Origin of the sequence: Streptomyces sp. NPDC090088, assembly GCF_044747345.1 — a bacterium.
Classification (GTDB): domain Bacteria; phylum Actinomycetota; class Actinomycetes; order Streptomycetales; family Streptomycetaceae; genus Streptomyces.
The window spans coordinates 321,003-341,360 of record NZ_JBIVDZ010000003.1; the positions used below are offsets into that span (position 1 = coordinate 321,003).

At 73.0% G+C, this 20,358-nt stretch carries 17 protein-coding genes; 14 read left to right on the forward strand and 3 right to left on the reverse strand.

The features are described 5' to 3' along the window. The first annotated feature begins 143 nt into the window (after positions 1-143). The 5 genes from ACIPSJ_RS17410 to ACIPSJ_RS17430 all read left to right on the forward strand — a co-directional run bounded on the left by ACIPSJ_RS17410 (position 144) and on the right by ACIPSJ_RS17430 (position 5,030). Entirely contained in the window at positions 144-1,400 is a 1,257-nt protein-coding gene (locus tag ACIPSJ_RS17410; protein WP_401347419.1) for a sensor histidine kinase, read from the forward strand. Then, positions 1,379-2,065, forward strand: coding sequence for a response regulator transcription factor (locus tag ACIPSJ_RS17415; protein ID WP_401346602.1), 687 nt, complete (start codon positions 1,379-1,381; stop codon positions 2,063-2,065). The genes ACIPSJ_RS17410 and ACIPSJ_RS17415 overlap by 22 nt, the downstream gene beginning before the upstream one ends. A 284-nt stretch (positions 2,066-2,349) precedes the next feature. Next, positions 2,350-3,747: a DUF2252 domain-containing protein gene (locus ACIPSJ_RS17420; protein ID WP_401347421.1), complete on the forward strand. Its 1,398-nt coding sequence runs from the start codon at positions 2,350-2,352 to the stop codon at positions 3,745-3,747. A gap of 101 nt (positions 3,748-3,848) precedes the next feature. Beyond that, complete coding sequence (locus ACIPSJ_RS17425) at positions 3,849-4,661, forward strand: hypothetical protein (RefSeq protein ID WP_359211436.1); 813 nt, start codon at positions 3,849-3,851, stop codon at positions 4,659-4,661. Positions 4,662-4,700: 39 nt separating this feature from the next. Continuing rightward, on the forward strand, positions 4,701-5,030 hold the full coding sequence (locus ACIPSJ_RS17430; protein ID WP_401347424.1) for a rhodanese-like domain-containing protein: 330 nt from the start codon (positions 4,701-4,703) through the stop codon (positions 5,028-5,030). A 124-nt stretch (positions 5,031-5,154) separates the two neighbouring features. Here ACIPSJ_RS17430 and ACIPSJ_RS17435 read toward each other — a convergent pair whose 3' ends face one another. Next, positions 5,155-6,288, reverse strand: a complete 1,134-nt coding sequence (locus tag ACIPSJ_RS17435; protein ID WP_401346606.1) for an acyl-CoA dehydrogenase family protein — start codon at positions 6,286-6,288, stop codon at positions 5,155-5,157. Between the two features lie 196 nt (positions 6,289-6,484). Between ACIPSJ_RS17435 and pepN the strand changes: the two genes are divergently transcribed. The 4 genes from pepN to ACIPSJ_RS17455 all read left to right on the forward strand — a co-directional run bounded on the left by pepN (position 6,485) and on the right by ACIPSJ_RS17455 (position 12,128). After that, positions 6,485-8,920: an aminopeptidase N gene (pepN, locus tag ACIPSJ_RS17440; RefSeq protein ID WP_401346608.1), complete on the forward strand. Its 2,436-nt coding sequence runs from the start codon at positions 6,485-6,487 to the stop codon at positions 8,918-8,920. Between the two features lie 486 nt (positions 8,921-9,406). Then, complete coding sequence (locus ACIPSJ_RS17445; protein WP_401346611.1) at positions 9,407-10,189, forward strand: DUF5819 family protein; 783 nt, start codon at positions 9,407-9,409, stop codon at positions 10,187-10,189. Then, entirely contained in the window at positions 10,186-11,397 is a 1,212-nt protein-coding gene (locus tag ACIPSJ_RS17450; RefSeq protein WP_359211425.1) for an HTTM domain-containing protein, read from the forward strand. Before ACIPSJ_RS17445 ends, ACIPSJ_RS17450 begins: the two co-directional genes overlap by 4 nt. After that, positions 11,394-12,128: a TrmH family RNA methyltransferase gene (locus tag ACIPSJ_RS17455; protein ID WP_401346614.1), complete on the forward strand. Its 735-nt coding sequence runs from the start codon at positions 11,394-11,396 to the stop codon at positions 12,126-12,128. The genes ACIPSJ_RS17450 and ACIPSJ_RS17455 overlap by 4 nt, the downstream gene beginning before the upstream one ends. A 98-nt stretch (positions 12,129-12,226) precedes the next feature. Here the strand turns inward: ACIPSJ_RS17455 and paaN are convergent, their stop codons facing one another. Continuing rightward, on the reverse strand, positions 12,227-13,918 hold the full coding sequence (gene paaN, locus ACIPSJ_RS17460) for a phenylacetic acid degradation protein PaaN (protein WP_401346617.1): 1,692 nt from the start codon (positions 13,916-13,918) through the stop codon (positions 12,227-12,229). Between the two features lie 148 nt (positions 13,919-14,066). Here paaN and ACIPSJ_RS17465 point away from each other — a divergent pair, with 148 nt between their 5' ends. Together ACIPSJ_RS17465 and ACIPSJ_RS17470 are read left to right on the forward strand one after the other, a co-directional pair. Continuing rightward, positions 14,067-15,587 (forward strand): 3-hydroxyacyl-CoA dehydrogenase, encoded by a 1,521-nt coding sequence (locus ACIPSJ_RS17465; RefSeq protein WP_401346619.1) that lies wholly within the window; start codon positions 14,067-14,069, stop codon positions 15,585-15,587. Then, on the forward strand, positions 15,584-16,171 hold the full coding sequence (locus ACIPSJ_RS17470; protein ID WP_401346622.1) for a TetR/AcrR family transcriptional regulator: 588 nt from the start codon (positions 15,584-15,586) through the stop codon (positions 16,169-16,171). Before ACIPSJ_RS17465 ends, ACIPSJ_RS17470 begins: the two co-directional genes overlap by 4 nt. A gap of 2 nt (positions 16,172-16,173) precedes the next feature. Here the strand turns inward: ACIPSJ_RS17470 and ACIPSJ_RS17475 are convergent, their stop codons facing one another. Next, positions 16,174-16,677 (reverse strand): winged helix-turn-helix transcriptional regulator, encoded by a 504-nt coding sequence (locus ACIPSJ_RS17475; RefSeq protein ID WP_390971779.1) that lies wholly within the window; start codon positions 16,675-16,677, stop codon positions 16,174-16,176. Positions 16,678-16,852: 175 nt separating this feature from the next. On the opposite strand from ACIPSJ_RS17475, the gene pdhA reads away from it, so the two are divergent. Genes pdhA through ACIPSJ_RS17490 form a run of 3 tightly spaced genes read left to right on the forward strand, consistent with a single transcriptional unit; the run spans position 16,853 to position 20,345 of the window. Further along, positions 16,853-18,010 carry a pyruvate dehydrogenase (acetyl-transferring) E1 component subunit alpha gene (gene pdhA, locus ACIPSJ_RS17480; protein ID WP_401346624.1) on the forward strand — a complete coding sequence of 386 codons (1,158 nt, stop codon included), beginning with the start codon at positions 16,853-16,855 and terminating at the stop codon, positions 18,008-18,010. After that, positions 18,010-19,014, forward strand: coding sequence for an alpha-ketoacid dehydrogenase subunit beta (locus tag ACIPSJ_RS17485; RefSeq protein WP_359211407.1), 1,005 nt, complete (start codon positions 18,010-18,012; stop codon positions 19,012-19,014). The genes pdhA and ACIPSJ_RS17485 overlap by 1 nt, the downstream gene beginning before the upstream one ends. Beyond that, positions 19,014-20,345, forward strand: a complete 1,332-nt coding sequence (locus ACIPSJ_RS17490; protein ID WP_401346626.1) for a dihydrolipoamide acetyltransferase family protein — start codon at positions 19,014-19,016, stop codon at positions 20,343-20,345. Before ACIPSJ_RS17485 ends, ACIPSJ_RS17490 begins: the two co-directional genes overlap by 1 nt. The last annotated feature ends 13 nt before the right edge of the window (positions 20,346-20,358 follow it).

The following is a 20,358-nucleotide window of genomic DNA, read 5'->3' on the forward strand; positions in this document are numbered from 1 at the left end:
TGGGCGGCGCAGTGCGGCAGGACCGAGACCTGGGGTAGGGCCAGGCATACCCCAGGCACGGGGGCCGGACGGATGGCCGGGGCGCGGGCCCGCCGCCTACCGTGACCGGCATGCAGCCCCCTCCCCGCAGCGTCTGGCAGGCCATGGCCGGGCCCGGCTTCCTGCTCTCCCCGTGGCCGTGGCGGGCCGCCGGCTACCTGCTGACGGGGGCGGTGACCGGTGCCGTACTCCTCGTGGGGCTGGTCACCGCCGTCACGGTCGGCGGGGTGCTCGCCGTCGTCCTCGTAGGGCTGCCGCTGCTGCTCCTGACGGCGCTCGCGGGTCTTCCGGTGGCCTGGCTCGAACGGCACCGGCTGCGGCTGGTCGACCGGGAGCGGCTGTACGACCCGCACGCGCGCCCCTCCGCGCCCGGACTGCGCGCGTGGCTCACGACCCGGCTGCGGGAGCGCGCGACCTGGCGCGAACTCGGTCACGCGCTGCTGTTCGCGGGCCTGCTCTGGCCGGTGGACGCCCTTGCCGTGCTCCTCGCCCTGGTCTGCCCGCTGTCGATGGCCGCCGCCCCGCTGCTGCTGGCCACGGCGGGCGACGGCCGGGAGACGAAGGTGCTGAAGGTGTGGACGGTCACCGGCTGGCCGGCCGCCCTCGGGGTGGCGCTGGCCGGGGTCCTGCTGCTGGCCCTCGGGGGCTACGCGCTGGGCGTGGCGGCCGGTGCGCGGGCCGGGCTGACCCGGCTGCTGATCGCGCCGCGCGAGGCCGAGTTGGGGGCGCGGGTGGTCGAACTGGCGCGGTCCCGGGCGCGGTTGGTGGACGCGTTCGAGGCGGAGCGGCGGCGTATCGAGCGTGATCTGCACGACGGGGCACAACAGCGCCTGGTCGCCCTGTCGATGACGCTGGGCCTGGCCCTGCTGGACGCCCCGCCGGGCCCGTTCGCCGACCAGCTCGCCAAGGCCCAGCGGGAGGCGGGGGAGGCGCTCGCCGAACTGCGCGAGATCGTCCACGGCATCCATCCCCGGGTGCTCGCCGACCACGGTCTGGCCGCCGCCGTGGCCGACGCGGCGGACCGCACGGCCGTTCCCGTGGACGTCTCCTTCCGGCTCCCGGTGCGGCTGCCGCGGTCCGTGGAGGCGGCCGCGTACTTCGTGGTGCGCGAGGCGCTCGCCAACGTCGACCGGCACAGTGGCGCGGGCCGCGCCGAGGTGACCGGCGGGCACCGGGACGGCCGGCTGTTCCTGGAGGTGCGCGACGACGGGCGGGGCGGCGCGGACGCCACGGCGGGCAGCGGGCTGACCGGGCTCGCGGACCGGGTGTCGGTGCTCGATGGCAGACTCTCCCTGTCCAGTCCGCCGGGCGGACCGACCCTGCTGCGTGTGGAGTTGCCGTGCGGTCCGTGCAGTCCCTGACGCCCTCGCCCACCGGCCGGGCGCTGCGCGTGGTCCTCGCCGAGGACAGCGTGCTGCTGCGCGAGGGGATCGTCGGGCTGTTGGGCCGGTTCGGGCACGAGGTGGTCGCGGCCGTCGGCGACGCGGAGGCGCTGGTCGCCGCGGTCGAGGAGCACGCGCCCGACGTCGTCGTGACGGACGTACGGATGCCGCCCGGCTTCCAGGACGAGGGACTGCGCGCCGCGGTGCGGTTGCGCGCGGCGCGGCCGACGCTGCCGATCCTCGTCCTCAGCCAGTACGTCCAGCGCGGTTACGCGGCCGACCTCCTCGACTCCGGGGACGGCACGGCTGTCGGCTACCTGCTCAAGGACCGGGTGGGGCAGGTGGCCGAGTTCGTCGGGGCGTTGGGTGAGGTGGCCGACGGGGGGACGGTGGTCGACCCCGAGGTCGTACGGCAACTGCTGCGCCGGCGACGGGATCCGCTGGAACGGTTGTCGCCGCGCGAGCGGGAGGTGCTGGCGCTGGTCGCCGAGGGGAAGTCGAACGGGGCGATCGCGCGCGAACTGGTGGTCTCCGAGGCGGCGGTGGGCAAACACATCGGCGCGATCCTGGCGAAGCTGGATCTGCCGCCGGCCGAGGAGACGCATCGCAGGGTGCTGGCGGTACTGGCGTATCTGCGGGCGTGAGGTCTCCTGGTTTTTTGCGGGCGTGAGGTCTCCTGGTTTTTTTGGGGCGTGCCGTGGTGTTTCGGCCGCGGGTGCGTCGTGGTTGCCCGCGCAGTTCCCCGCGCCCCCAAACGGGTGGGTCCACTGAGCCCACCTACTTGGGGGCGCGAACGCCCCCCACCCAAATCCCCCCGAAGTTGTCCACAGGGTCTGACGTGTTCCGGCCCCCACCTGTACCGTCTCCACGAGTTGATGTTGTGCGGAGTGCGGGGGAGGCGGTCGACGTGACCGGATGGGAAGAGCCGATGGCGGCCGGGGCGCGCACGCTGCCCTCGCCGAAGGGCTTCGCGCAGTGGCCCCCGCAGGGTTCCCCCAAGGAGGAGGGCAAGGCGCTGCGTGCGGCCGTGCCGCGTGCCGCGCATGACGCCCTGGACCTGGACGGCTCCCGGCCCGACGCGGTGAGCGCCGTCGAGGAGTCCAACCGGGACCGCATCCCGGAGCTGATCCCGATAAGGGTCGGCAGGATGGCGACCAGTCCCTTCGCGTTCCTGCGCGGCTCGGCCGGACTGATGGCGCACGACCTGGCCCGCACCCCGATGACCAGGATCGCCACCCAGATATGCGGCGACGCCCACGCGGCCAACTTCGGTCTGTACGGCGATCCGCGCGGCGACCTGGTCATCGACCTCAACGACTTCGACGAGACGGTGCTGGGCCCCTGGGAGTGGGACCTCAAGCGGCTCGCGGCCTCCCTGGTGCTGGCCGGCCGGGAGGCGGGCGCCGACGAGGACATGTGCCGCAAGGCGGCGGGTGACGCGGCCGGCGCCTACCGCCGCACCATGCGGCTGCTGGCCCGGCTCCCGGTGCTGGACGCGTGGAACGCCATCGCGGACGAGGAACTGGTCTCCCACTCCGACGCCCACGACATGGTCGGCACCCTGCGCCGGGTCTCGGAGAAGGCCCGGGCCAACACCAGCGGCCGGTTCGCGGCCCGCTCCACCGAGCCCACCGAGGACGGCGGCCGCCGCTTCGTCGACGCGGCGCCGGTGCTGCGCCGGGTCCCGGACGTGGAGGCGAAGGCGGTCACCGCGGCCCTGGAGCACTACGTCACCACCCTCTCCGAGGACCGCCACCCGCTGCTCGCCCGGCACACCCCGCACGACGTCGCCTTCCGGATCGTCGGCACCGGCAGCGTCGGCACCCGCTCCTACGTCGTCCTCCTCCTCGACCACCGCGGCGAGCCGCTGATCCTCCAGGTCAAGGAGGCCCGCCCGTCCGCGCTGGTCCCGCACCTGGCGACGGCCGGCTTCGACGCGCCGGCCGTGGACCACGAGGGCCGCCGGGTGGTCCTCGGCCAGAAGCGGATGCAGGTGGTCAGCGACATCCTGCTGGGCTGGACGACGGTGGAGGGCCGCCCCTTCCAGGTCCGCCAGTTCCGCAACCGCAAGGGCAGCGTCGACCCGGCCGCGCTCTCCCCCGACCAGATCGACGACTACGGCCGGATGACCGGCGCCCTGCTGGCCCGCGCCCACTCGCACAGCGCCGACCCGCGCCTGATCGCCGGCTACTGCGGCAAGAACGAGGAGCTGGACGAGGCGATCGCCGCGTTCGCGGTGGCCTACGCCGACCGCACCGAGGCGGACCACGAGGAACTGGTGACCGCGGTACGGGCGGGACGGATCGCCGCCGAGCTCGGGGTGTGAGGTACGTCGCAGGCGCCGAGGACCTGGTCGGGGCGTGCCCGGACCAGGTCACCGAGTGGGTCCCGGCCACCGAGGGCGGCGACACCCCCTAGTCTGGTCGGGTGACGACCCCGGAAGCTGAGCAGTCCCAGGCACCGCGGCCCGAGGAACGCCTGGAGCGTGCCGTACGGGCCGCCGAGCAGGCCTTGATCGAGTACGAGATCGCGGTCGAGACCTTCCGTGTCGAGGTCGAGAACTTCTCTCGCCTGCACGAGCAGAAGCTCGGCCCCGTCTACCTCCGCCTTGAGGAGCTGGACGCGCGGATCGCCGAGGCGAAGGCCGCCCGCAGCGGCGACCCCGAGGACATCCGCGCCGCTGAGGAGGCCCGTGCCCGGGTCATGCCCATCCCCGGCGTCGAGGAACTGCTGCACGGCTGGATGGACAGCGACGGCCTGTTCCCGGAGGCCGTGGCCATGCTCACCGAGCAGGAGGTGCGGCCCCCGCAGCGGGTACGGCCCAGCGAGGAGGCCCGCCGGCTCTACCGCGAGCTGGCCCGCAAGGCCCACCCCGACCTGGCGCAGGAGGAGGCCGAGCAGCAGCGGCGCGAGGAGTTCCTCAGCCGGGTCAACGCGGCCTACGCCCGCGGTGACGAGACCCTGCTGCGGGAGCTGGCCGAGGAGTGGGCGGCCGGACCGGTCCCGCCCGAGCGCAAGCCGAGCCGTGCCGAGGAGCTGTACGCCCGCCTCGAATGGCTCGCCCAGCGCAAGGAACTCCTCACCCTGGTCGCCAAGGAGCTGGAGAACGGCCCCATCGCCGGTCTGCTCCGGCTCGCCCCCGACGACCCCGACGCCCTGCTCGACGAGATCGGCGAGAAGCTCCACAAGGACGTGGCCGAGCGGGAGGCGGAGCTGGCCGCGCTGCTCGCCCAGGAGTAGCCGTCGGGTAGCGTCGGACGCATGAACTTCGCAGCGCGTGTGCCCACGGTCGAGGTCGCGGACCTCAAGGACGGCGACTTCCTGCTGGACGTCCGCGAGGACGACGAATGGCAGGCGGGCCACGCCGCCGGTGCCCTGCACATCCCGATCAGCGATTTCATGGCCCGCTACGGAGAGTTCACCGAGGCCGCCCCCCAGGACGCCCGCGTCAACGTCATCTGCCGCTCCGGCGGCCGCTCGGCCCAGGTCACGATGTACCTGGTCCAGCAGGGCATCGACGCCGTCAACGTCGACGGCGGCATGCAGGTATGGCAGGCAGCGGGCCGAGCAGTCGTAACGGACGCCGGCGAAGACGGCTTCGTTCTCTAATAACCCCCCGCACTTTTCAGCGCCCCGCACTCCAGCGCCCCGAAAGGGGCGCGGGGAACTGCGCGACCAGCCCCCACCGGCCGGCACTGACCGCACGACCGCACGCCCCCATCCCTCATCGCCCCTATCCCAATGGATGCGCGGCGAGCAGATCCCCCAGCGCCTCCTCATACGCCCCCGCACCCCCGAGCGCCAGCTCGATCTGCTTCGCCCAGGCGTGATACCGGTGCAGCACATACTCCGTGTCGGCCCCGAACCCCCCGTGCAGATGCTGCGCCGTCTGCACCACCCGCCGCACCCCCTCCGCCGCCCAGATCTTCGCCACCGCCACATCCCCGGCCGTCGGCAGCGCCCCCGCCGCCCCCGACGCGATCCGCCACGCCGCCTGCCACAGCGTCGCCTCCATGGCCCGCAGGTCGATGTACCGGTCGGCGGCCTGCACGGCCACCGCCTGGAACGTGGCGACCGGATACCCGAACTGCTCCCGCTTCCCGGTGTACTCGCTGGTCATCCGCAACACCCGCTCGCCCAGCCCGAGCGCCAGCGCACACGTCCCGGTCGCGAGCAGCTCCCGCAGCCACTCCCAGGCCCCCTCCGCCGTCACCACGTCCCGCGCCGCGACCTTCGCCGACTCCAGCCGCAGCTCACCGAGGCGCTCCCCGCTGGTCGACACCTGCTCGGCGAGCGTGACCCCTTGGCTCCCCGGCGCCACCAGCGCCAGCACACTCCGATCGGCCTCGGTGTGCGCGGGTACCAGGACGAGATCGGCGTCGTACGCCCATGGCACCGCCGTCTGTACCCCGTCCAGCACCCATGTCTCCCCGTCCTGCCGCGCGGTGACCGCGAGTTCGGCCGGGTCGTGCCCGGTGCGCCCGCTCGCGGCGACGGTCAGCACCAGCTCGCCCCGCCCCGCCCGCACCAGCAGCCGGTCCTTCAACTCCTTGTCGCCGTAGGTCTGTACGGCCGCCACGGCCGCGCTGTTCTCCAGCAACGGCACCCGGGCCAGCACCTTCGCCGACTCCCGCAGCACCAGGCAGAGCGCGACGGCGTCCAGGCCGGCCCCGCCGTACTCCTCGGCCGGCAGCAGACTCAGCAGGTCCGCGCCCGCCAGCCGGTCCCACAGTTCCCGGTCGAAGCCCTCGGCCACGGCACCGGTGGTCAGCGCCGGGCTGGGCACCTCGTCCGGCGCCACCCCGGCGAACACCCCGCGCGCCGCCTCGGCCGCCGCCAACTGCTCCTCGCTGAAGGTGAAGTCCACGGTCCTGTTCCTTCCGGCGGATCCGGTGATCTGACGGTCGATCCGACAGCCGACCCGACGGTCGATCTGACGGTCCGTCAAGATAGAACAGGTTCTAGAAGAAGGGAACCGAAAACATCTGCGATCACCAGCTCTTTCCGTCGTAGGCTGACGCCCGCTGTCTGCCGATGGGGGACGGACACACGAGGGAGGACACATGGGGATCCGAAGCCTGACCCGCACGGAAGCCGAACGCCGGTCCGCACTGATCGCGGTCGAGCGGTACGACGTGGACATCGACCTCACCGCCCTGCCCGGGGGACCGGAGGTCCGCTGTGTCTCCACGGTGACCTTCACCTGCCGGGAGCCGGGTGCGGAGACCTTCGTCGACTGCGCGGCCGAGGTCCGCGCCGCCACCCTGAACGGCACCCCCCTCACCCCCTCCGACGACGGCCGGATCCCGCTGCCCGGCCTGGCCGCGCACAACGTGCTGCGCGTCGAGAGCGTCCAGGCCGACACCGCCACCGGCGAGGGCGTGCACAAGGCCGTCGACCCCGCCGACGGCGAGGTGTACGTCTGGACCAGCTTCGAACCCGACGAGGCCCGCTTCGTCTGGGCCTGCTTCGACCAGCCCGACCTCAAGGCGTCGCACGCCTTCACCGTCACCGCCCCGGCCGCCTGGACCGTCCTCAGCAACTCCGGTGACGCCCGCGTCGAGGAGCAGGGCGCCGCCCGCCGCTGGGCCTTCCCGGACACCCCGCCGCTGTCCGTGTACAACACGGTCGTCAACGCGGGCCCCTTCCACGAGATCCGCCGCGAGACCGACGGCCACGACCTCGGCATCTACGCCCGTCGCTCGCTCGCCGAGATCCTGGAACGCGACGCCGACGAGATCTTCACCCTCACCTCCCAGGGCCTCGCCTTCTTCGCCGAGGCCTTCGCGATGCCGTTCCCGCAGCGCAGGTACGACCAGGTGTTCATGCCGGAGTTCGGCGGCGCGATGGAGAACTACGGCTGTGTGACCTGGTCGGACGGGTTCCTGCGGCGGGCCACGCCGACCCACGCCGAGCGTGAGCTGCTCGCGCTGGTGCTGCTGCACGAGATGGCGCACATGTGGTTCGGCAACATCGTCACCATGCGCTGGTGGGACGACCTCTGGCTGAACGAGGCCTTCGCGGAGTTCGCCTGCCACTGGGCCGCCGAGGACGCCACCCGCTACACCGACGCCTGGGCGAGCCATCTCGCGGGCGGCAAGCTCAAGGCCTACCTCTCCGACCAGGGCCCGGTCTCGCACCCGATCCACCAGCCCATCCACGACGTGGCCCAGGCCGCGTCGATCTTCGACAACATCACCTACCCCAAGGGCGCCTCCGTCCTCCAGCAGCTCATGACCTATGTGGGCGAGGACCGTTTCCGGACCGGCATGGCCGCCTACTTCGCCCGCCACGCCTGGGGCACCACCACCCTCCAGGACCTGACCGACGCCCTCGCCGAGGCCGGCGACCGCGACCTGGCCACCTGGCGCAAGGCCTGGCTGGAGACCGCCGGCACCGACCGCTTCACCCTGGAGCAGGACGGCGACACCGTGACCCTGGTCGCCGACGGCACCCCGCGCCCGCAGGTCCTGGCCGTCGGCGCGTACGACCGCGCCGGCGACGCCCTGGAACGCACCGCCCTGGTCCGCGTCGAGGTGACCGAACCCCGCACCCCGGTCACCGGCCTTCCCGCCACTGCCGACCTCCTTCTGATCAACGACGACGACCTCACCTTCGCCACGACCCGCCCGGACCCCGCCACCCGGGACACCCTCTTCCGCACGGCGTCCCTGCTGCCCACCGCCATCTCCCGGGGCGTGGCCGCCGCCACCGTCTGGGACATGCTCACGGCGGGCGAGGCCACGGCTGCCGAGGCCGGACGGAGCCTCACCGAACTCCTGGCGGCCGAGACGTCCGACGCCGTGATCGAGCCCTACCTGACCCTTGTCACCAACATCGCCGAACTCTGGGCCCCGGCCGCCGAGCGCCCCGCGCTGACCGAGGCCGTGGCCGCCGTCTGCCGCCGGCTCGCCGCCGACCCGGGCCGCCGCCAGGTCGCCCTGCGCGGCCTCGCCCGCACCGCGACCGGCGCCGAGGACCTCGCCTGGCTGCGCGAGCAGGCCGGCGACGACGTCGACCTGCGCTGGCGCGCGCTGACCCGCGAGGCCGAACTCGGCGCCGACGTCACCGCCGAGTCCGCCGCCCTGCTCGACCGCGACCCCGACCCCGACGCCTGGGTCCGCGCCCTCACCGTCCGGGCCGCCCTGCCCGATCCGGAGGCGAAGGCGGAGACCTGGCAGCGGCTGGTCGTGGACCGCACGGTGCCCGTCCAGTCGGTCGGCCCGGTGGCGGCCGCCTTCTGGCGCCCCGGCCAGGACGCCCTGCTGGCCCCCTACGCCCAGCGCTACCTGGACGCGATTCCCCAGCTGGAGCAGGGCGGCATGATCCCGGCGATGGTGTACACCTCCCAGCTCTTCCCGCCGTACGGGATCGGGCCCGAGTTCGTCGAGGAGGCCCGGCGGGCGGCCCAGGACGTGGCCCCCGTGGTCCGCAACAACCTCCTGGAGCGCTCGGACGCCGTCCTGCGCATGCTCGGCGCCCGGGCCGCGGGCGCCTGACCCCGGGGAGGGGGAGACCCGCGCCGGCTCAGCGGCCGAGCCCGGCTCCCCCTCTTCGCCCGCGACCGCTCCGCCCGCGGCGGCCCCACGCGATCCCTCTGATCTCGGACTCCGTCACCTACACCGCCCCTCTCAACCGATCGTTCGGTTTGTGTGATTCCATGGTCGCCGGGCCGGGGCGGCGGATCAACCGCTGTGGAAAACCTCTGCCGCGGCCTGTGGACAACTCGCGATGCGGGCCCGGCGGACCCCGCCCGAAGGCCGTACGACCTGCGCCGACCTCGGCCGGAGGGCTCCGGCGCCCCGGACCGGGAGGGCCGCCGGCACCGGCCGGAGTGGTGATGGCCACGTTCTCGGGCTCCGCCACGGGGCTGCGCTCGACGGCCGGTGCTGAGTACCGTTCCGTGCGAGTGCCGGGCAGCGGCACACCGGGCGGTCCCGGATCGGCGGACCGGACGACCTGGCGGAATCGGGGAACGGGGCGGCATGGACGCGTACGACGGGGACTCGGACGCCCGGCAGGGGCCGCAGGGCCCGGTCGGGACGCGTCCGGACCACCCCGCTGACCCCGTTGACCCCCCTGGCCTCGGCGAGCCCGACGGCCCACCGCCACCCGTCCCCCGTACCGGCGTCGCCGCCCTCTCCCCTCGCTACCAGGTCGGCGCGGCCCTCGCCCTGGCCCTGGTCGCGGTCGCCGCCTGTGTCCACCTCGGGATGGTGTTCCTGAGCGTCGCGCCGGCGAACACCGTGACGAAGCAGCACGGCAAGGCGATCGAGGAGTGGGTGTACCCGGAGTTCGAGCAGAACTGGAAGCTCTTCGCGCCCAACCCCCTGCAGCAGAACATCGCCGTGCAGGTGCGCGCCGACGTGGTGATGCAGGACGGCACCACGACCACCACCGGCTGGAACGACCTGTCGGTCCAGGACGGCAAGGCCATCGACGGCAGTCTGCTGCCGAGCCACACCGTGCAGAACGAGCTCCGCCGGGCCTGGGACTTCTTCGTCAGCACCCACGGCACCGACAACCGTCCGATGGGCCTGCGCGGCTCCCTGTCCGAGCAGTACCTGCGCCGGATCGTCGTGATGCGCATGTACCGGCAGGACGCGACCAGTGAGAAGGGCACCATCGAACGCGTCCAGGTGCGCTCCAGCACCACCAACGTGCCCCCGCCGGACTGGAGCGGTGAGAAGGTCTCCGACGTCCCCGTCTACCGGGTGCTGCCCTGGTGGACGGTCACCGCGGACGAGGCGAACGGGGGTGTGCGGTGAGCCGTTTCGCCCTGTGCGTGTCCCGCGCCATCGCCCGGGTCACGGGGTCGGCGCTCGGCCCGTACCAGACGGCCGTCGTGCGCATCGGCTTCGCCGCCACCTGGCTGCTGTTCCTGCTGCGTGAGTACCCGCACCGCCAGGAGATGTACGGCCCCGACGGCACCTGGAGCTTCGACCTCGCCCAGCAGCTGACATCGGACAACCACGCCTTCACGGCGCTGATGTCCTCCGACAGCCAGGCGTTCTTCGAGGTCTTCTACTTCCTGGCCGTCCTGTCCAGCGCGCTGCTGCTGGTGGGCTGGCGCACCCGCGCCACGTCCCTGATGTTCATGGTCGGGGTGCTGTCCCTGCAGAACCGCAGCGTCTTCATGGGCGACGGCGGCGACAACGTGCTGCACCTGATGTCCATCTACCTGGTGTTCACCCGCTGCGGCCAGGTGTGGTCCCTGGACGCGCGCCGGGCGGCCCGCGCGAACGCGGCACGCGCGCGTGGCGAGCCGGTGGCCCCCGACCGGGCCGGCCCCGCGCTGTGGGCGGTGTCCGGACTGGTGCTGACCGTGGCGGCCCTCACCGGCCGCAGCGGCGGCGGCTGGCTGATCCCGGCCCTGCTCTGGGCGACCTGGGCGGGTGTCGCCCTGTGGTGGGCGGTGGGTCGCCGGGCACGCACGGCCGAACCCCGGATCCTGCTGGACGTCATCGCGAACATCCTGCACAACGGCGCCCTGTTCGTGATCATGGCCGAGGCCTGCCTGATCTACGCCACCGCCGGCTGGTACAAGATCCAGGGCTCCCGCTGGCAGGACGGCACCGCCGTCTACTACCCGCTCCACCTGGACTACTTCTCGCCCTGGCCGGCCCTCGCCGACCTGCTGTCCGCCAACGGCACCCTGGTGATGCTGGTGACCTACGGGACGGTCATCGTGCAGGTCGCCTTCCCGTTCACGCTGTTCAACCGGCGGGTCAAGAACGTGCTGCTGGCCGCGATGATGACCGAGCACGCGGTGATCGCGATCGTCCTCGGCCTGCCCTTCTTCTCCCTCGCCATGATCACGGCGGACTCGGTCTTCCTGCCCACCTCGTTCCTGCACCGGCTCGGCGGCTGGGCGGCCCGCGCACGCGACCGTGTCCTGCGCCGCGACGACCCGCCGCTGCCCGTGCCGCGCTCCCCCGAGGCCGACGAACAGCCCCGCGTAGGCTTCGGGGCATGACCGACCCCCTGGACCACTGGGCGCGGCGGGCCGGCTCCGCCGTCCTGCTCGACGGCTTCCACGCCCTCAAGCACGCCCTGCGCTTCGGCGCGGAGGTGCCGGTGGCGGTCACCACGGACCGCGCGGCGACGCTGGCCCTGGCCGACGAACTGGCGCCGGACGTACGGGAGGCGCTGGCCGCGCTGCTGACGGAGGTGCAGCCGGAGACCTACGCGTCCCTCGTCCCCCGGCCCCACCCCACGGCCGTGGCCGCCCTGGCCGTACGACCGTCCCGCGAGGCCAACCTCCAAGCCTTGGCCCACCTCCCGCGCACCGCCCCGATCGTCGTCCTCGACGAACCCCGAAACCTCGGCAACGCGGGCGCCGTGATCCGCCTGGCGGCGGGCTTCGGAACGACGGGAGTCATCACCACCGGCACGCTCGACCCCTGGCACCCCACGGTCGTACGAGGCGGCGCGGGCCTCCACTTCGCCACGGCGGTGGAGCGCCTGACGGTGGCGGAGCTGCCGCCGGGCCCCGTCTACGCCCTGGACCCGGAGGGCGAGGACATCCGCGGCACCAAGCTCCCGGACGACGCCGTCCTCGCCTTCGGCTCGGAACGCACGGGCCTCTCTCCAGACCTACGCGCGCGTGCCGACCATCTCCTCCGGCTGCCGATGCGCCCCCAGGTGAGCAGCTACAACCTGGCGACGAGCGTGGCGATGACGCTGTACCACTGGAGCGCCCCGTAGGGGCGCGGGGCTGTCATTGACATGCGGCTGCCGCCGCGGGGGCGCGACCAGCCACGACGGACCCGCAGCTCCCCACGGCGACCAGCCACCCCCAACGGCTACGCCTCCCTGCGCACCTCGATCACCCGGAACCGGTTCGCCACGAACGCCCCGTCGCACAGCGCGGCGTTCGCCGCCGGGTTGCCGCCCGACCCGTGGAAGTCGGAGAAGGCCGCCGTCTGGTTGACGTACACCCCGCCCACCAGGTTCAGCGACAGCTGCGCCGCCTCCTCCAGGCAGACCTCCTCGACGGCCCGCTCCACGTCGGCGTCGACCGTGTACGCCCCGACGGTCATCGCGCCCTTGTCCCGCACCGTCCGCCGCAGCAGCTCCGTGGCGTCGGCGGCCGAGTCGACGGCGACGGCGAAGGAGACCGGGCCGAAGCACTCGCTCATGTACGCGGCCTCGTCGTCCGGCTTGGCCCCGTCCAGCTTGACGATCACCGGGGTCCGGACGACCGCGTCCGGGAACTCCGGGTTGGCGATCTCCCGGGAGGCGAGGGCGACCTCGCCGAGCCCGGCGGCGGCCTCCAGGCGGGCCTTGACGTCGGGGTTGACGATCGCGCCGAGGAGCGCGTTAGCGCGGGCGTCGTCGCCGAGCAGACCGTCGACCGCGCGGGCGAGGTCGGCGACCACCTCGTCGTACGACCGCGGGCCCTCCTCCGTGCGGATGCCGTCGCGGGGGATCAGCAGGTTCTGCGGGGTGGTGCACATCTGGCCGCTGTACAGGGACAGCGAGAAGGCCAGGTTGGAGAGCATGCCCTGGTAGTTGTCGGTCGACTCGACCAGCACCGTGTTGACGCCGGCCTTCTCCGTGTAGACCTGCGCCTGCCGGGCGTTGGCCTCCAGCCAGTCGCCGAAGGCGGTGGAGCCGGTGTAGTCGATGATCCTGATCTCGGGGCGGGTCGCCAGCGTCTTGGCGATGCCCTCGCCGGGCCGCTCCGCCGTCAGCGCCACCAGGTTCGGGTCGAAGCCGGCCTCGGCGAGGACCTGGCGGGCCACCTGCACGGTGAGGGCGAGCGGGAGCACCGCGCGCGGGTGCGGCTTGACCAGGACCGCGTTTCCGGTGGCGAGGGAGGCGAACAGGCCCGGGTAGCCGTTCCACGTGGGGAACGTGTTGCAGCCGATGACCAGCGCGATGCCGCGCGGGACCGGCTTGAAGGCCTTGGTCAGCGCGAGCGGGTCGCGCTTGCCCTGCGGCTTGGTCCACTCGGCCGTGTCGGGGGTGCGGACCTGCTCCACGTAGGCGTACGCCACCGCTTCCAGACCGCGGTCCTGGGCGTGCGGGCCGCCCGCCTGGAACGCCATCATGAACGCCTGGCCGCTGGTGTGCATGACCGCGTGCGCGAACTCGTGCGTGCGGTCGCTGATCCGCTTGAGGATCTCCAGGCACACCACCGCGCGCGCCTCCGCGCCCGCGTCGCGCCACGCGCGCTGCCCCGCCTTCATGGCCGGCAGCAGTGTGTCGACGTCGGCGTGCGGGTAGGTCACGCCCAGCTCGATGCCGTACGGCGAGAGCTCGCCGCCGACCCAGTCGTCGGTGCCGGGCTGGCCGAGGTCGAGGCGGCTGCCGAGAAGGGCGTCGAAGGCGGCCTTGCCGGCCGCCGCGTCCAGGCTGCCGTGCTCGCCGTAGGCCTTGGGGTGCTCGGGGTGGGGGGACCAGTACGCGCGCGTGCGGATCGCCTCCAGCGCCTGGTCAAGCGTGGGCCGGTGCGTGGCGATCAGCTCGTGCACGGTGAGTTCGGCGGTCATGCGGGACCAACTCCTCGTCTGATGAGCTCCCCTTCGAGCTCATGACCTGGGCGGAAACGGCCGGACAGAGTTAGAGTAACCGAACGATCGGTCGGGACAAGGGGGCCTGCCGCATCTGTGGAAAACCCCGTGCGGGAGGATCGCGCACATGACAGCACTCGACCTCAGCAGCCCCGTGGGCGTCGTCGGCACCGGCACCATGGGCCAGGGCATCGCCCAGGTCGCACTCGTGGCGGGCCATCCCGTACGGCTGTACGACACCGTCCCCGGGCGGGCCGAAGACGCGGCCGCGGCGATCGGCGCCCGTCTCGACCGGCTCGTAGAGAAGGGCCGGATGACGGCCGCGGCCCGGGACGCGGCCCGCGCGCGGCTGCTGCCCGCCGAGGAGCTCACCGGGCTCGCGGACTGCGCGCTGGTCGTCGAGGCCGTCGTGGAGCGGCTGGAGGCCAAGCAGCAGCTGTTCCGGGCCCTGGAGGACATCGTCGACGAGGACTGTCTGCTCGCGACCAACACCTCCTCCCTGTCGGTCACCGCCATCGGCGGCGGCCTGCGCGCCGCCTCCCGCCTCGTGGGCCTGCACTTCTTCAACCCGGCCCCGCTGCTGCCGCTGGTCGAGGTGGTCTCCGGGTTCGCCACCGACGTCACCTCGGCCACGCGCGCGTACGAGACCGCCCGCTCCTGGGGCAAGACGCCGGTCGCCTGCGCGGACACGCCCGGCTTCATCGTCAACCGCATCGCGCGGCCCTTCTACGCGGAGGCGTTCGCGGTCTACGAGGCGCAGGCCGCCGACCCGGCCACCATCGACGCGGTCCTGCGCGAGTGCGGCGGCTTCAAGATGGGCGCCTTCGAACTGACCGACCTGATCGGCCAGGACGTCAACGAGTCCGTCACGCACTCCGTGTGGCAGGCGTTCTTCCAGGACGTCCGCTTCGCGCCCTCCCTGGCCCAGCGCCGGCTCGTCGAGTCCGGCCGCCTCGGCCGCAAGACCGGCCACGGCTGGTACGACTACGAGGACGAGGACGGCGAGGAGCGCCCCGAGCCGCACACCGCCGAGCCGGCCGACCGGCCGCCCTATGTCGTCGCCGAGGGCACCCTGGGCCCGGCCGCCGAGCTGCTCGCGCTGATCCGCGAGGCGGGCATCCAGGTCCGCGAGGAGGACGAGGACCACGGCACTCGCCTGGTGCTGCCCAGCGGCGGCCAGCTGGTTCTCGCGGACGGCCAGACCTCCGTCGAGTTCCGGGACGTCGTCTACTTCGACCTCGCCCTCGACTACCGCCGCGCCACCCGCATCGCCCTGTCCGCGGGCCACGACACCCTGCCCCAGACCCTGAGCGAGGCCGTCGGTCTCTTCCAGGCCCTCGGCAAGCAGGTCAGCGTCATCGGCGACGTCCCCGGCATGATCGTCGCCCGCACGGTCGCCCGGATCGTCGACCTCGCGCACGACGCCGTCGCCAAGGGCGTCGCCACCGAGGAGGACATCGACACCGCGATGCGGCTGGGCGTCAACTACCCGCTCGGCCCCTTCGAGTGGAGCCGGCGCCTCGGCCGCGACTTCGCCTACGACCTCCTCGACGACCTGCACCTGCGCGACCCGAGCGGCCGCTACGCGCCCTCCCTCGCGCTCTACCGCCACGCCTACGCCACCGAGAAGCGGGAGGGCGCCTCATGACCACCGCCAAGCGCGACACCTACACCCCCGAGACCCTGCTCTCGGTGGCCGTACAGGTCTTCAACGAGCGCGGCTACGACGGCACCTCCATGGAGCACCTCTCCAAGGCGGCCGGCATCTCCAAGTCGTCGATCTACCACCACGTCGCCGGCAAGGAGGAACTGCTGCGCCGCGCGGTCAGCCGGGCGCTGGACGGCCTGTTCGGGATCCTCGACGAGGAGCACGCGCACACCGGCCCCGCCGCCGACCGCCTGGAGCACGTCGTACGGCGCATGGTCGAGGTGCTGATCACCGAACTGCCCTATGTGACGCTGCTGCTGCGGGTGCGCGGCAACACCGGCACCGAGCGGTGGGCGCTGGAGCGGCGCCGCGACTTCGACCACCGGGTGGCCGACCTGCTGAAGGCGGCCGCCGCCGAGGGCGACATACGGGGCGATGTCGAGGTGCGGCTGGCCACCCGGCTGGTCTTCGGCATGGTCAACTCGATCGTGGAGTGGTACCGCCCGGACGGACGCGGCGCCAGCGAGCGCGAGGTCGCCGACGCGGTCGTCCGGCTGGTCTTCTCCGGCCTGCGCGCGGCCTGACGTCAGTTGTCGCCCGGTTCCAGGTCCTCTTCCTCGAAGACCAGCAGCGTACGGCTGCTGAGCACCTCGGGGATGGCCTGGAGCCGGGTCAGCACCAGCTCGCGCAGCGCCCGGTTGTCGGGCGTGTGCACCAGGAGCAGGACGTCGAAGTCGCCGCCCACCAGCGCGATGTGGGAGGCGCCGGGCAGCTGGCGGAGCTGCTCGCGGACCGTGCGCCAGGTGTTCTGGACGATCTTCAGGGTGATGTACGCCGAGGTGCCCTGGCCTGCCCGCTCATGGTCCACCCGGGCGCCGAAACCGCGGATCACCCCGTCCTCGATGAGACGGTTGATACGCGCGTAGGCGTTGGCGCGCGAGACATGGACGCGTTCGGCGACCGACCGTATCGACGCCCGGCCGTCCGCCTGGAGGATCTGGAGGATGTCCTGATCAATGGCGTCCAGCGGGCGGGCGGGCGGCAGCGCCGCCCGGTCCTGCGGGCCTTCGGCCATTTGTTCAGGTGCCATGTCCCCCCGCCTTCCTGTCATGGACGTACTGCGTTCATTCCAGGCTGTGGAGAACCGTTTGTCCACAGCCTGATGCCGCCTGTAGCCAAAATGTGCCAACGACCGAACAATCGGTAGGTGGGACGGGTCACAGGCGATCCGTCTCCCGTAGCCACCCCCATGAGGAGGTGCCGTCATGACGGTCATGGAGCAGCGGGGCGCATACCGCCCTTCTCCGCCGCCCGCCTGGCAGCCCCGGACGGACCCCGCGCCACTGCTGCCCGACGAGCGCCCGTACCGCGTCCTCGGAACGGAGACGGCCGCCAAGGCCGACCCCGAGCTGCTGCGCCGGCTGTACGCCCAGCTCGTCCGCGGCCGCAGGTACAACGCCCAGGCGACCGCCCTCACCAAACAGGGCCGCCTCGCCGTCTACCCGTCCAGCACCGGCCAGGAGGCCTGCGAGGTCGCCGCCGCGCTCGCCCTCGAAGAGCGCGACTGGCTCTTCCCCAGCTACCGCGACACCCTCGCCGTCGTCGCCCGGGGCGTGGACCCCGTCGAGGCGCTCACCCTGCTGCGCGGCGACTGGCACACCGGCTACGACCCCCACGCCCACCGCGTGGCCCCTCTCTCCACCCCTCTCGCCACCCAGCTCCCGCACGCCGTCGGCCTCGCCCACGCGGCCCGCCTCCTGGGCGACGACGTGGTCGCGCTCGCCATGGTCGGCGACGGCGGCACCAGCGAGGGCGACTTCCACGAGGCGCTGAACTTCGCCGCCGTCTGGCAGGCCCCGGTCGTCTTCCTCGTCCAGAACAACGGCTTCGCCATCTCCGTCCCGCTCGCCAAGCAGACCGCCGCCCCCTCCCTGGCCCACAAGGCCGTCGGATACGGCATGCCGGGCCGCCTGGTCGACGGCAACGACGCGGTCGCCGTGCACCAGGTCCTCACCGACGCCGTTCGACGCGCCCGCGAGGGCGGCGGCCCCACCCTGGTCGAGGCGGTGACCTACCGCATCGAGGCCCACACCAACGCCGACGACGCCACCCGCTACCGCGGCGACGCCGAGGTCGACGCCTGGCGCGACCACGACCCGATCCTGCTCCTGGAGCGCGAGTTGACCGACCGCGGGCTGCTCGACGAGGACACCGTCCGCCACGCGCGCGAGGACGCCGAGACGATGGCCGCGGACCTGCGTGAGCGCATGAACCGCGACCCGGAACTCGACCCCATGGACCTCTTCGACCAGGTGTACGCCGAGACCACCTCCCAGCTGCGCGAACAGCGCGCCCTGCTGCGGGCCGAACTGGACGCCGAGCAGGGCGCCGAGCAGGGCGACCACCGGGAAGGCGGCCACTGATGACGACCGTCGCCGTCAAACCCGCCACGATGGCGCAGGCGCTCACCCGCGCGATGCGCGACGCGATGGCCGCCGACCCCGCCGTGCACGTCCTGGGCGAGGACGTCGGCACCCTCGGCGGCGTCTTCCGGGTCACCGACGGTCTCGCCAAGGAGTTCGGCGAGACCCGCTGCACCGACACCCCCCTCGCCGAGGCCGGCATCCTCGGCACCGCCGTCGGCATGGCGATGTACGGACTGCGCCCGGTCGTGGAGATGCAGTTCGACGCCTTCGCCTACCCCGCCTTCGAGCAGCTCATCAGCCATGTCTCCCGGATGCGCAACCGCACCCGGGGCCGGATGCCCCTGCCGATCACCGTCCGCATCCCCTACGGCGGCGGCATCGGCGGCGTCGAGCACCACAGTGACTCCTCCGAGGCCTACTACATGGCCACCCCCGGCCTGCACGTCCTCACCCCCGCCACCGTCGCCGACGCCTACGGACTCCTGCGCCAGGCCATCGCCTCCGACGACCCGGTGGTCTTCCTCGAACCCAAGCGGCTGTACTGGTCCAAGGACTCCTGGAACCCCGAGCATCCGACGGACGTTGAACCCATCGGCCGCGCGGTGGTGCGCCGAACCGGGCGCAGCGCCACGCTCATCACCTACGGCCCGTCCGTACCGGTCTGCCTCGAAGCCGCCGAGGCCGCCCAGGCGGAGGGCTGGGACCTGGAAGTCGTCGACCTGCGCTCCCTGGTGCCGTTCGACGACGAGACGGTCTGCGCCTCGGTTCGGCGCACCGGGCGAGCGGTCGTCGTACACGAGTCGGGCGGGTTCGGCGGACCGGGAGGGGAGATCGCGGCCCGGGTCACGGAGCGCTGCTTCCACCATCTGGAGGCGCCGGTGCTGCGCGTGGCAGGGTTCGACATCCCGTATCCGCCGCCGATGCTGGAGCGCCACCACCTGCCCGGCGTGGACCGCATCCTGGACGCGGTGGCGCGTCTGCAGTGGGAGGCCGAGGGCTGATGGCACAGGTGCTGGAGTTCAAACTGCCCGACCTCGGGGAGGGGCTCACCGAGGCGGTGATCGTCACCTGGCTGGTCCAGGTCGGCGAGGTCGTCGCGATCGACCAGCCGGTCGTCGAGGTCGAGACGGCCAAGGCGATGGTCGAGGTGCCCTGCCCCTACGGCGGTGTGGTCACCGCCCGCTTCGGCGAGGAGGGCAGCGAACTGCCCGTCGGCGCCCCGCTCCTGACGGTCGCCGTCGGCGAGGCCACCCCGGTGCCCGAGGCGGAGGGCTCCGGCAACGTGCTGGTGGGCTACGGCACGGGGGCGCCCCCGGCGCGCCGCCGCCGAGTCCGCGCCTCCGCCCCGGAGCGGGCCAACGGCACGGCCGACCGGAACACCGCACCGGAGCGAGCGCCGCACACCGCCGTCGCGGAGACGACGCCCCGCGCGCAATCGCCCGCACCGCCCACCGCGCTCGCCGAAGGCCCCCTCCCGGTGATCTCCCCCCTGGTCCGCCGTCTCGCCCGGGACAACGACCTGGACCTGCGGGCGCTGTCCGGCTCCGGCCCCGACGGCCTGATCCTGCGCGCCGATGTCGAGGACGCCCTGCGGGTCGGCGCGGCCCGCGCCGCCGCCCCTGCCGTCACCGCTCCCAAGGCGGTCGGCACCCGCACCCCCCTCAAGGGCATCCGGGGCGCGGTCGCCGACAAGCTCTCCCGCAGCCGTCGGGAGATCCCCGACGCGACCTGCTGGGTGGACGCCGACGCGACCGAGCTGATGCGCGCCCGCGCCGCGATGAACGCGGCGGCGGGCCCGAAGATCTCCCTGCTCGCCCTCCTCGCCCGGATCTGCACGGCCGCCCTGGCCCGCTACCCCGAGCTGAACTCCTACGTCGACGTCGAGGCCCGCGAGATCGTCCGGCTCGACCACGTCCACCTGGGCTTCGCCGCCCAGACCGAACGAGGCCTGGTCGTCCCCGTCGTCCGCGACGCCCACGGCCGTGACGCCGAGTCCCTGACCGCGGAGTTCGCCCGCCTGACCGACTCCGCCCACGCCGGCACCCTCACCCCCGTGGACCTCACCGGCGGCACCTTCACCCTGAACAACTACGGCGTCTTCGGCGTCGACGGCTCCACCCCGATCATCAACCACCCCGAGGCGGCCATGCTGGGCGTGGGCCGCATCGTGCCCAAGCCCTGGGTGCACGAAGGCGAGTTGGCGGTCCGGCAGGTCGTCCAGCTCTCCCTGACCTTCGACCACCGAGTCTGCGACGGCGGCACAGCGGGCGGCTTCCTGCGCTACGTGGCCGACTGCGTGGAAAACCCGACGGTACTTCTCAGGACGCTCTAGCCGCAGCGCCCCG